15 protein-coding genes are annotated in these 11293 nt (G+C 69.1%); 12 read left to right on the top strand and 3 right to left on the bottom strand.

The features are described from left to right. The first annotated feature begins 354 nt into the window (after positions 1-354). Together M8J74_RS42820 and M8J74_RS42815 are read left to right on the top strand one after the other, a co-directional pair. Positions 355-2130, top strand: coding sequence for an IS481 family transposase (locus M8J74_RS42820; protein WP_249841572.1), 1776 nt, complete (start codon positions 355-357; stop codon positions 2128-2130). Positions 2131-2407: 277 nt separating this feature from the next. Further along, positions 2408-2872 carry a hypothetical protein gene (locus M8J74_RS42815; RefSeq protein ID WP_249841569.1) on the top strand — a complete coding sequence of 155 codons (465 nt, stop codon included), beginning with the start codon at positions 2408-2410 and terminating at the stop codon, positions 2870-2872. Between the two features lie 38 nt (positions 2873-2910). On the opposite strand, the gene M8J74_RS42810 is transcribed toward M8J74_RS42815, so the two are convergent. Genes M8J74_RS42810 through M8J74_RS42800 form a run of 3 tightly spaced genes read right to left on the bottom strand, consistent with a single transcriptional unit; the run spans position 2911 to position 4197 of the window. After that, a complete protein-coding gene (locus M8J74_RS42810) occupies positions 2911-3321 on the bottom strand; it encodes a hypothetical protein (RefSeq protein ID WP_249841568.1) in 411 nt (136 codons plus the stop codon). After that, positions 3315-3743, bottom strand: coding sequence for an ATP-binding protein (locus tag M8J74_RS42805; protein WP_249841567.1), 429 nt, complete (start codon positions 3741-3743; stop codon positions 3315-3317). The genes M8J74_RS42810 and M8J74_RS42805 overlap by 7 nt, the downstream gene beginning before the upstream one ends. Positions 3744-3789: 46 nt before the next feature. Beyond that, positions 3790-4197 (bottom strand): NUDIX hydrolase, encoded by a 408-nt coding sequence (locus M8J74_RS42800; protein WP_249841571.1) that lies wholly within the window; start codon positions 4195-4197, stop codon positions 3790-3792. Between the two features lie 107 nt (positions 4198-4304). Here M8J74_RS42800 and M8J74_RS42795 point away from each other — a divergent pair, with 107 nt between their 5' ends. The 10 genes from M8J74_RS42795 to M8J74_RS42750 all read left to right on the top strand — a co-directional run bounded on the left by M8J74_RS42795 (position 4305) and on the right by M8J74_RS42750 (position 11188). Continuing rightward, positions 4305-5093, top strand: a complete 789-nt coding sequence (locus tag M8J74_RS42795; RefSeq protein ID WP_249841566.1) for a GntR family transcriptional regulator — start codon at positions 4305-4307, stop codon at positions 5091-5093. 167 nt (positions 5094-5260) lie between these two features. Next, a complete protein-coding gene (locus tag M8J74_RS42790) occupies positions 5261-5617 on the top strand; it encodes an SCO3933 family regulatory protein (protein WP_055625151.1) in 357 nt (118 codons plus the stop codon). Beyond that, complete coding sequence (locus M8J74_RS42785) at positions 5617-6993, top strand: FtsK/SpoIIIE domain-containing protein (RefSeq protein ID WP_249841565.1); 1377 nt, start codon at positions 5617-5619, stop codon at positions 6991-6993. Before M8J74_RS42790 ends, M8J74_RS42785 begins: the two co-directional genes overlap by 1 nt. 81 nt (positions 6994-7074) lie before the next feature. Beyond that, positions 7075-7698: a DUF2637 domain-containing protein gene (locus tag M8J74_RS42780; protein WP_249841564.1), complete on the top strand. Its 624-nt coding sequence runs from the start codon at positions 7075-7077 to the stop codon at positions 7696-7698. 12 nt (positions 7699-7710) lie between these two features. Next, positions 7711-7902 (top strand): mobile element transfer protein, encoded by a 192-nt coding sequence (locus M8J74_RS42775; RefSeq protein ID WP_249841563.1) that lies wholly within the window; start codon positions 7711-7713, stop codon positions 7900-7902. A gap of 16 nt (positions 7903-7918) precedes the next feature. Then, positions 7919-8113: a hypothetical protein gene (locus M8J74_RS42770; protein ID WP_249841562.1), complete on the top strand. Its 195-nt coding sequence runs from the start codon at positions 7919-7921 to the stop codon at positions 8111-8113. 25 nt (positions 8114-8138) lie between these two features. Further along, positions 8139-8384, top strand: a complete 246-nt coding sequence (locus tag M8J74_RS42765) for a SpdD protein (protein WP_249841561.1) — start codon at positions 8139-8141, stop codon at positions 8382-8384. Between the two features lie 142 nt (positions 8385-8526). After that, on the top strand, positions 8527-9828 hold the full coding sequence (locus M8J74_RS42760; protein ID WP_249841570.1) for a replication initiator: 1302 nt from the start codon (positions 8527-8529) through the stop codon (positions 9826-9828). Beyond that, positions 9825-10013 (top strand): helix-turn-helix domain-containing protein, encoded by a 189-nt coding sequence (locus M8J74_RS42755; protein ID WP_249841560.1) that lies wholly within the window; start codon positions 9825-9827, stop codon positions 10011-10013. The genes M8J74_RS42760 and M8J74_RS42755 overlap by 4 nt, the downstream gene beginning before the upstream one ends. Continuing rightward, a complete protein-coding gene (locus tag M8J74_RS42750) occupies positions 10013-11188 on the top strand; it encodes a site-specific integrase (RefSeq protein WP_249841559.1) in 1176 nt (391 codons plus the stop codon). Before M8J74_RS42755 ends, M8J74_RS42750 begins: the two co-directional genes overlap by 1 nt. Positions 11189-11293: the final 105 nt, after the last annotated feature.

Raw genomic sequence — 11293 nt, 5'->3', positions numbered from 1 at the left:
TTCGGAAAGAGAACGACCTCTAAAGCCGTGGAGCCGACCGCCCCAGCCACGATGCACCCCTTCTCTGGCATCAGGCGGCTGCATGCTTTGAGCGCGGCACGGGCGCCGGCCGGGCTGGAGCGGGGCGGAGACAGGAGCGCAGGCCCGGCCGGGGGCCGTGCCGCGCGCGGGGAGCGGAGCGAGCCGCCTTGAACCAGTAGAGAAAGTTGTAACGCAGTCGGCTGTCTGGGTGTGTGTCTTGTCTCGGTTGATGCTTGACGCTGTGGCCTCACCTGATGCTTGACACCGCTTGCCTCGGTTTGGCTGTGCGCCTGGATTGGGCGCATGGGGAGGGCCGGGGCCGTGCTGGTGGAGTTGAGCGTGGTCGAGCAGCGGTATCACGCGGTGATGGAGGTTGCCGCGGGGGTTCCGGTCACTCAGGTCGCGGCCCGGTATGGGGTGTCGAGGCAGTCGGTGCATGCGTGGGTGCGCAAGTACGAGCAGTCGGGCCTGCCGGGGTTGGCGGACCGGTCGCACCGGCCCATCTCGTGTCCGCATCGGATCGCCGGGGAGGTGGAGGCGGTGGTGTGTGAGCTGCGGCGCCGGCATCCCGGCTGGGGCCCACGACGGCTGGTGCACGAGTTGGAGCGGCGGGGCATCGCGCCGGTCCCGTCGCGGGCGACGGTCTATCGGGTCCTGGTGCGCAACGGTCTGGTCGAGCCGGGGGTCCGCAGGCGGCGGCGGTCGGATTACCGCAGGTGGGAGCGGTCTGCGGCGATGGAACTGTGGCAGATGGACATCGTCGGCGGCATCCTGCTCGCCGATGGCGGCGAGTGCAAGATGGTCACCGGGATCGACGACCACTCACGGTTCATGGTGATCGCCAAGGTGGTGGAGCGGGCCACCGCCCGCGCGGTCTGTCGGGCCTTCGGGGAAGCCCTGCTGCGGTTCGGAGTGCCGGAGGAGGTGCTGACGGACAACGGCAAGCAGTTCACCGCCCGGTTCGGCTCGGGCAGGCCCGGGGAGACGATGTTCGACCGGATCTGCCGGGAGAACGGCATCGCCCACCGCCTCACCAAGCCGCAGTCACCGACCACCACCGGGAAGATCGAACGCTTCCACCAGACACTGCGACGCGAACTCCTCGACGGATCAGCCCCGTTCGCCGATCTCGCAGCCGCGCAGGCGGCGGTGGACGCATGGCTGGAGGACTACAACCGGATGCGGCCGCACCAGGCCCTGGACATGGCCGTGCCGGCGAGCCGGTTCGTCCCCCGGCCGCGGGCCGAGCAGGACGTGTTGCCGGTGGTCCTGCCCGCCCGCCTCGACCTGGTCGCGCCTGCGGCGCCCTCCCCGCCTCAGCCTCTGTCCGAGCCGGCGGCCTGGCCGATGGCCGAGGGGGAAGTCGGCGCCATCGAGGTGGACAGGGTGGTGCCCGCGTCGGGGAACCTGAGCCTGCGCGGTCAGCAGGTCTGGTTCGGTCCGGCTCTGGCCGGCACCGCGGTGACCCTGCGCGTCGATGTGAACCGGCTGCACGTGCTCATCGGCGGCGAACGGCACAAGACGCTGCCTTCGAAGCTGACCGGCAGGGATCTGAAGGCCCTGCTCGCGGGCGGAGACGCCCGACCGGCTCCGGCCTGGGCGGATGATCCGGGACCGGCCGAGAAGTCCGGTGGGGTGGTGGAAGTCGACCGCACCGTCAACGCGGTCGGCTACGTCGGCCTGGGCGGCGACAAGGTCCTGATCGGCTGGCCGTTCGCCGGACAGCGGGTCACCCTCCGGCTGGACGGCAAAGTTCTGCAGGTCCTCGACGAGCAGCGTGTCCTGCAGGCCACCCTGCCCAGCCCCCTGCCGCCCTCGGCCTGCGGACGTCTCCAAGGCGGCCGCCCGGCCGGTCCGCCACCGCAGCTGCCACCGCCCGCCGAGCAGATCGCCGAGCGGACCGTCAGCAACGTCGGTGGCTTCATGGTCGCCGGACAGCGCATCCAACTCGGCCGCGGATATGCCCACCAGGTCGTCACCGCCCACCTCAGCGAGGACGCCATCCGCGTCTTCCACGGAACCGAGCTGATCACGACCGTCCCGCGCGTGACCAGGAAGGAGGTGGTCGTCCGCAAATCCGGCGAACACAACCGCCGGAAGATCGTCTAGGGCAGACGTCAAGCATCACCCGACGCCAACCCGTCAAGCATCAACTGAGACTCGACACGGCTGTCTGGGGTGTCAGATCACCCTGCTGTCATTGCCCGAGGCTGGCGTGAAACCCCAAGGATGCACATCTGTCCCACTGGGCGCACCCTGAGCTTATGAACGGCGGGAGCTCTGCCTGTCGGCAGCGAGAAGCTTTGGTTCGGCTATGACCACGGGCTATCCAGCGCCATCAACCGATCCGCCTCCGAAGTCTTCGGGCGCGGCAAAGCGAAGACGTATGCATCTCGTGCTCGCGGCTCTCATTGGTGCCGTCGTGGGGGCTGGCGCCGTCGGTGTTGCCTGGGGCATCACAGGTGGCAGCCGGCACACCGCGAGGCAGACTCCGACCGCGACTCCATCGCGCGTCATGCACCGGACACCAACGACGTTTGTCCTGACCGGCACGTTCGAGCTGACCGACGGGGTTGTTGGCGATGGTGCCGGTGGGTGTAAGGGCAGTGAGGGCTATAGCGACATCTCTGAAGGCACGGCTGTCACGGTGTACGACGCGGCTGGGACGGTGGTGGCTACTGGCGGCCTTGGTGAGTCGACGCGAGCGGGCAGCACATGTCGATTCGACGTGGCCGTCAGTGATGTGCCTACAGGCAAACGGTTCTACAAGGTGGAGGTGTCTCACCGGGGGACTGTGCAGCTGACAGAGGCGGAGGCTAGAGGGGGCGGGTTCGGGGCCACGCTGGGGTGAGCGTCACCCGTTGTCGACTGCAGCAACAGGCTCGCCTGTCAGCCTCGTTGAGAACGGTTGCATTGATGGTCGATCGCTTGGGGCTTGTAGTCGTCTACGCAGGCGGGGAGTTCGACCCCTTGTCGGTGTGCGAGCGGTAGGAAGATCACCGGTCGGATAGTCCACGTGATGGCGGTGCTGCCGTGGGTCACTGAGACCTCGCAGGGTTGACCTCGTAAGAGTGCCTGCCGGGTTGCGATGCGGCCCTGGTACAGCCAGACCCATGCTTCGTCGGAGGCCGCAGGGTTCAGTGCCGGTGAGATCGTGCGGAGTGCGACCGCGACCCATCGGTCTGCCTGAGGGGCCGAGTAGGCGTCGAAGGAGGCTCGGAGTGCTGGCCGTTCCTGGTCTGGGAGCTCTTGGGTCCAGCACTCGCACCAGTAGCCGCGGCGGGTCTCGGTGTTCAGCACGGGTGACCTCCTGAGCACGTGCCGGTGAAGAGCTCCGCCGTGACCGTGTGGCCGCCGTCGCTTTTGTGGACCACCACCCGGTGAGCGATGGCGCTGACCATGCCCAGGCCCCGGCCGTGTTCGGCGTTCTGGTCCTGGTGCTCGGTCTTGGGTGCTGTACCGGCACCTCCTCCGTCCGTCACCGACAGGGCGATGACCTGTGCGGAGACGGCAAGCGCCAGATGGAAGCTGCCCGAGTCCCGGCCGCTGGCGGTGTGGAGGATGGCGTTCGCGCTGAGCTCGCTCACGATCAGTTCGGCGTCCTCGGCCAGGGGTGAGCCGCGCAGGATGTCGCGGGTCCAGCGGCGGGCCCGGCTGACCTCTTCGGGAAATCCTGGGCAAGTGAGTCCCCAGACCCGGGCTGTACTCGTATACTCGTGCATACAAGTTCCTTCATGCTGGTAGGCCGCCATGTGCAGCGGGTTCGGGCTAGACGAGTTTCACGCCATCGTGAGCGCGGATGGCCGGCGGGGACGCCGCGTCGAGTGCGTCCAGGACGCGGATCGCGTACGCCTCGTCGGCAAGGTCGGACACTTCTTGGCGGGTGGCCCAGCGCAGGGCGCGGGTCTCGTCGCCGGTGGTGGGCACGCCGTCGGCGGCCTCGCAGCGGAAGACCAGCGAGACGATCAGACCCGTCATGTTCTTGTAGACGCCGGTCAGGGTCGCGGGAAGCGCGATCTTGATGCCGGTTTCTTCGAGAACTTCGCGTTGCAGGGCCTCGGGGATGGTTTCGTCGCGTTCGAGGACGCCGCCCGGGGGCTCCCACTTGCCGTTGTCTCGGCGCTGGATCAAGAGGGCCCGGTTCTGGGCGTCAACGATCACTCCGGCGACGCTCACGGAGTGCGGACGGTCCATGCTCACGTTCCTCGGCCCTCTCGGCTGGCTAGGCTCTCCACCGTAGCAACAAGACTCGCCCACACGTCTAGATACCTAAAGGAGTACGCGTGAGCCCTCTTCCTTCCGGCCTCCTCGGCGACCTCGACCCCACGAGCGATCGTGCGGTCTTCCGCCAGATCGCCGACCAGCTGCGCGAGGCCATCGACCGCGGGCGATTCCACGAGGGCGACAAGCTGCCCTCGGAAGCCGACCTTGTCGAGCACTACGGCGTATCCCGTATGACGGTCCGCAACTCCTTCTCCATCCTCCAGGGGGAAGGGCTCGTGCATGCCGAGCACGGCAAGGGCGTCTTCGTCCGACCACGGCCTCCCGTACGACGTCTCGCCTCAGACCGGTTCGCGCGACGGCACCGGGAGCAGGGCAAGTCCGCCTTCATCGTCGAGGCCGACGCCGCCGGCAGTCACCCGCAGGTCGACAGCCTGGAAGTCAAGGAAGAGAAGGCCAGTCCCGACGTCTCCGCGCGACTCGGGTCCGTGAGGCGTGTGCTGGCCCGTCGGCGGCGGTATCTGCTGGACGGGCGGCCGGTCGAGTTCGCCACCTCCTTCCTGCCCCTCGACATCGCACGCGGCACGCAGATCGCCGAACCCAACCCCGGGCCCGGCGGCATCTACGCTCGCCTCGAAGAGCTGGGCCACCGCCTCGACCACTTCGAGGAGGAGATCCGAGCCCGGATGCCCTCGCCGGCCGAGGTGAAGACCCTCCGGCTGGCCTCCGGCGTCCCGGTCATCCACCTCATCCGGACCGCCTTCGACACCGAGGGCCGCGCCGTCGAGGTCTGCGACACGGTCATGGCCGCTGACGCATACGTGCTGTCGTACCAGCTTCCTGCGACCTGATCGTCATGGTTTGCGGTGGTGCGCGGGGGCGATTCCCGGACTCGTACACCCCAACACGCTTACTCGTATAGACGAGTGGGCAAGTTGTGTTGCATAGTGGTCCACGCGTTCCCGGTATCGGGTCCGCAGGACGTTACATGTATAGACGAGTAGACAGGGGAAGTCCCTTGCGTACCATCCGCGTTGAGACCTCGGCCGCGACGATCCTGCTGACCGAGGCTCCCGAGCCCAAGGTCCGGGACCGTCAGACGGGCGAGATCGCCAAAGATGCCGTCAGCGGTGAGGCGCTGATGACGATCGGCGTCGTCCACATCGAGGACGGCGAGTCGTCGCTCATTAAGGTCACCGTTCCCGAGAGCGGTGTCTCCGAGGGGCTGGCGCTGGGCGCGCCGGTCTCGCTGCCGGGGCTGGTCGCCCGGCCCTGGGAGTCCGTGTTCAACGGACAGAAGCGGCACGGCATCGCCTTCCGCGCCGCCGCCGTCACTCCGGCCGCCTTCCCGGCCGCTGCGGGGGCCGCTGCCTGATGACTGACCTGACAACGCTCCTGGAGGTGGGTGGTCCCCTCGCCGCACTCGGCGGTGGGGCCGCCTACACTCGGGCCAAGCACCCGAGCCTGTACTGGTCCACCATCGGCCTGCCGATATCCACGACTCGCCTGCTCGGCTCGTACGGCTCGGTCATGGAAGCCTGCGGGCTGACCGTGGCTCCCTCCCGGCTGCGGGTCCTCGCCGTCAAGGCCACCATCAAACGAGAGGTCCGGCCCGTCCCGCCCCGTCGGGGCATCATCCGGCCCACCTCGACCGGGCTGCGCATCCGTCTCCGGCTCGCCCCGGGGCAGGAACCCGCCGACGTCGCCGCCTCCGCCGAACGGCTGCGGCACGCCTGGGGCGTACACGCCGTGTACGTCACCACCGTCAAGCCCGGTGTCGTCGAACTGCGGCTCGTGGGATACGACGTCCTGCGCAAGGTCCGGATGCCGCGCAAGGTGGCGGACGGTTTCCTCAAGGTGCCCGTCGCGCTGCGAGAAGACGCCATGCCCTTCGTACGCGACTACCGCACCATCCCGCACCAACTCACCCTCGGCGCGACCCTGTCCGGCAAGTCCATGTACCTGCGCCACCTCATCACCGGCCTGGCCCGGCAGCCGGTCGCCCTGGTCGGCATCGACTGCAAGCGCGGGGTAGAGCTGGCGCCGTTCGCGGCCCGGCTCTCGGCACTCGCCACGGACCCGGAGCAGGCGGCGGAGCTCCTGCCCGTGCTCGTCAAGGAAATGGAGGACCGATACGACCTGATCAAGGCCCGGCAGGGCATCGCCCCGGACACCCCCGACGAGGAGATCACCTCCGATATCTGGGGCCTGCCCGAACACCAACGCCCCACGCCACTCGTGCTGTTCGTCGACGAGGTGGCCGAACTCTTCCTCGTCGCCACCAAGAAGGACGAGGAACGGCGGGACGAGATGGTCACCCAGCTCATCCGGCTCGGCCAGCTCGGCCGCGCCGCCGGCATCTACCTGGAGGTGTGCGGGCAGCGCTTCGGCGCCGAACTCGGCAAGGGTGCCACCATGCTCCGCGCCCAGCTCACCGGCCGTGTCTGCCACCGCGTCAACGACGAAGCCTCCGCCAAGATGGCCCTCGGCGACATCGCACCGGAAGCGGTCATGGCCGCCTGCGCCATCGCCCCCGAACGGCCCGGCCTGGCCGTAGCCGGTGACACCTCCGGCGGCTGGTCCCGCATCCGCACGCCATATCTCTCCCTCAGCGACGCTGCCGAGACCTGCCGGGACACGGCTCATCTGGTCCCGGACCTGCCCGCGCTCAAGCCTTTCCGTCCGGACGTGCCCGCTCGACCGGTCGAGGCCCCGGCGCCGCTCGTGAAGCCGCGCCCGGTGACCGACTGACGCACCCCACCCCGGCCGGCGTGACCGCCTCACGCCAAGTCCCTACCCCTGCCATGCCTGAACCCGAAAAGGAGCCGCAGCATGCGCGCCCAACTGGCCCGCGTCGACGCGGTGCTCGTCCAGGCACTCATCGCCGCCTCGCTGTCCTTCGCCCACCTGCACGACATCGCCTCGGCGGCCGGACAGGACGGATGGAAAGCGTGGGCCTATCCGATCAGCGTCGACCTGCTGCTCGTCGCTGCCTGGCGTCGACTGCGCTCCGGTGATGCCAAAGCGTCCGGCTGGTGCTGGTTCGTCATCGCCCTGACCGCATCGCTCGGCGCCAACGTCGCCACCGCCGGACTCCTCGACCTGACTCACGTGCCGGCGTGGCTGCGCATCCTCGTCGCGGGCTGGCCCGCCGTCGCCTTCCTCGGCGGCACCCTCCTCGCCCACACCACCCCCACCCCACCGGACAACAACCTCGACGTCATCGAGGACCAGGAGGCGACGCCCGAACCCACCCCCGAGCCACCCGCCCAACCGGCCCTCGAAGCACCGCCCGAACGCCCCGCCGTGCCGGTCCCGGCCGCCCTGGTCGACCACGCCCGCAAGGTCGCCGCCGACCACCACACCCGTACCGGCACACCGATCGACACCCCGACCCTCCGCGCCCGCCTCGGCGTCCCGGCCCCCATGGCCGAAGCCATCGCCGCCCAGCTCTGAAAGGAGACCCACGTGACCGCCAACCGCCGCTTCCGCAGTGTCACCCGCATCGGCCCCGTCCAGGTCGGCACGTCATACGACGGCCGGGGCCGCGAGAAGCACACCGCCGCCTGCACTGCCCCGCGCTGCGGCTTCTCCGCCGACTACGACAGCCGCGCCGCCGCCGAACTGGCCGCCCGCGCCCACCGCTGCCCCGTCCGCTGAAAGGACCTGGAAGACCGTGACCGTCAGCCTCCCGCTCGTGTTCGTCCTCGGCTTCTTCGCCTGGGGAGCGGTCAAGTTCCTCGGCGTCCGCACCTGGATCGTCGTCCTGATCGCCCTCTTCGGCTTCTGGCTCTCCCACACCTTCATGGCCCCCGCCATCGAGTCCGGCACGCGCTCCGGCGTGGACGTCATAAACAGCTCACATGACTAGACGAGTAGATAAGGAGTCTCCGACCGTGTTCCTGCCCAAGTACCCCGACAACCCGACCCCGCCGCCGGCGCACACCCACGCCCCGACCGCCCCGGCGCCCATACGGCGCTCACTGCCGTCAGTCGCGATCGACAAGAACACCGTCGCTGTCGTGCTCGTCGGCGGAGTCGTCCTCACCGCGCTCCTGGCCGCCGTCGCCGTGACAGCCATCTCCGTCGCCGTGGCCGCCGCCGTTCTGCGCTCGATGCTCCGCGATCACAACCGGCACTGAACCCCGCCCCCGGCAGCTCGGGGCGGCGGCACACGACCGAGCATTCCGCCGCCCCGGCGCCTGTTCCTCCCGACCGAGCCAGCCAAAGGAGAAAGCCATCTTCACCCGCACCACTCCGGCCCCACTCCCGGAAGTCACGCACCTGGCCGCACAGGGCACGCTCCCGGGCATCCTCCGCCAGCTCTCCGGCCTCGGTGGCTGCACCCACCCGATCCGCCTCGACGGCCACCGCACCGAGTACGACGTCGACACCACCACCGGCGAGATCGGCAACGTCCTCCACCACCTCGACTCCACCAGCCTCCCGGCCGGCCAACTCCTCGTCCGCTGCAACAACCGCCGCACCACCCGCTGCCCGGCCTGCGCCGAGGTCTACCGCCGCGACACCTTCCACCTGATCACCGCAGGACTGCGCGGCGGCAAAGGCACCCCAGAACACGTCGCCGCCCACCCCCGCGTGTTCGCCACCTTCACCGCACCGAGCTTCGGCCCGGTTCACAACCGCCCCTCCAGCGGCCGCCCCTGCCGCTGCGGCACCCACCACGACCAGGACGACGACACGCTCGGCACCCCGCTCAACCCGGACACCTACGACTACGAAGCGGCCGTGCTCTGGAACGCCCACGCAGGCGCCCTCTGGCGACGCTTCTCCACCTACCTGCGCCGAGAGGTCGCCAAGCGGGCGGGCCTCTCCCAACGCCGACTCCGCGACCACGCCCGCGTGTCCTTCGCCAAGGTCGCCGAGTACCAGAAGCGCGGCGCCGTCCACTTCCACGCGGTCATACGTCTCGACGGCCCCGCCGGCGGAGACACCCCGCCCCCGCCCTGGGCCACCGCTGAACTCCTCACCGACGCCATCCGCGCCGCCACCGACAAGGTCCGAGTGGACGGCCCGGCCATCGACGGCCACGCCCACACCTTCACCTTCGGCCGCCAACTCGACGTCCGCACCATCCGATCCGCCGACTTCAACGACGGCCAGGAGCTGACCGAGCGAGCCGTCGCCGCCTACATCGCCAAGTACGCCACCAAGGGCGCTGAAACCGCCACGGGAGCTCTCGACCGCCCCCTGAAATTCGCCGCCGAACTCGCCCAACTCGACATCAGCGACCACGCCCGCCGCCTCATCCGAACCGCCTGGGACCTCGGCGCACGCAAGAGCCTCGAACACCTCCGCCTGCGCGCCTGGGCCCACATGCTCGGCTTCCGCGGCCACTTCTCCACCAAGTCCCGCCGCTACTCCACCACCCTCGGCGCCCTCCGCGACGCCCGCGCCGAATGGCGCCGCGCCCAAGCAGCCGCCGCGCAACCGGAACGCGGCACCGACACCACATACGTCCTCGCGCACTGGGTCTTTGCCGGAACGGGCCTGTCCTCCGCCGAAGCCTGGCTCGCCGCGTCCCTCGAACCCGCCCCCGGAACCGAAGGAGAGCCCACCAAATGACCACGGCCGCGCCCGAACTGCTCACCGTTTCCGAGGTCATGACGCGGCTCAAGGTCGGCCGCACGAAGGTGTACGACCTCATCCGCACCCGGCGCCTGGTCTCCATCAAGGTCGACGGCTGCCGCCGTATCCCCGATGACGCTGTACGTGCCTTCATCCGGGGCCAGATGGAAGAGGCGGCCTGATGACAAAGCGTCGTAGCCGCGGTGACGGCGGCCTGCACTGGGACGAGAAGAGACAGCGTTGGATCGCCACGGCGAACCTCGGCTTCGACCCCAGCGGTAAGCGGATCGTGAAGCGGGGGAGTGGCAAGACCAAGACGGAAGCGAAGAACAAGCTCAAGGAGGTGTTGCGGGACCACGAGGACGGCCTCGCCATCGCACCCACCAACTACACGGTCAAAGACGCGGTGACGGACTGGCTCACCTACGGGTTGGCCGGCCTCGACCCCAGAACCGTCGAGACCACAACACTCCTGAGCGAGAAGCACGTCATTCCGTCGCTCGGCGCTCGCAAGCTCCGTGACCTCAGCGCGGAGGACGTAGACCGCTGGTTGGCCACCAAGGCGAAGACGCTCAGTACGCGCACCCTCCAGGGCCTTCACTCCTGCCTGAACCGTGCGGTCAAGCGAGCCATGGCGCGGGACAAGGTGAAGCGCAACGTCGTCGAACTCTGCTCGGTACCCCAAGGGCAGGCTGGCCGCCCGTCCAAGGCGCTCACCTTCGCCCAGGCCGAGGCCGTTCTCAAAGGGGCCGAAGGGACCTCGATGTACCCGTACATCGTCGTCGCGCTGCTGACCGGTGCCCGCACCGAGGAGCTGCGCGCCCTCACGTGGGACCACGTCTTCCTGAAAGGCCGCCCCGACTTCGATCCGCCGCAACCTCCCCACATCGCCGTTTGGCGTTCGGTTCGGCGCAGCGGCGACACCAAGACCCGGAAGTCCCGGCGCACGCTCGCCCTGCCGGCGCGCTGCGTCGATGCCCTCTGGCAGCAGTTCGAAGATCAGGGATGGGATCGGCTCGCCGCCGGTGACGACTGGGAGGAGCACAGGCTCGTCTTCTCCTCGGCTGTCGGCAAGCCGCTCGATGCTGCCAACGTCCGCCGCGCCTTCCGCCAGGCGCTCAAGGGCATCGACGGGATCAACGCCGACGAGTGGACGCCCCGGGAGCTCCGGCACAGCTTCGTGTCGCTGCTCTCCGACCGAGGTGTCCCGCTGGAGGAGATCTCCCGGCTCGTCGGGCACTCGGGTACGGCGGTGACCGAGGAGGTGTACCGGAAGCAGATCCGGCCCGTGATCCAGACCGGCGCCGTCGTCATGGACGGGATCTTCGGATTCGGAGCCGATCCGCGGTCGCCGTAGGCACTCAGAAAGCGGTAGTCACGCAGATAGACACGCAGCAACGGCAGAGGGCCCTCACCGATTCGGTGAGGGCCCTCTGAACTGCTATTTGGCTGTCGGGGTGGC

Origin of the sequence: Streptomyces panaciradicis (assembly GCF_023516615.1) — a bacterium.
GTDB lineage: Bacteria > Actinomycetota > Actinomycetes > Streptomycetales > Streptomycetaceae > Streptomyces > Streptomyces panaciradicis.
This window is presented reverse-complemented; position numbering and strand designations above follow the sequence as displayed.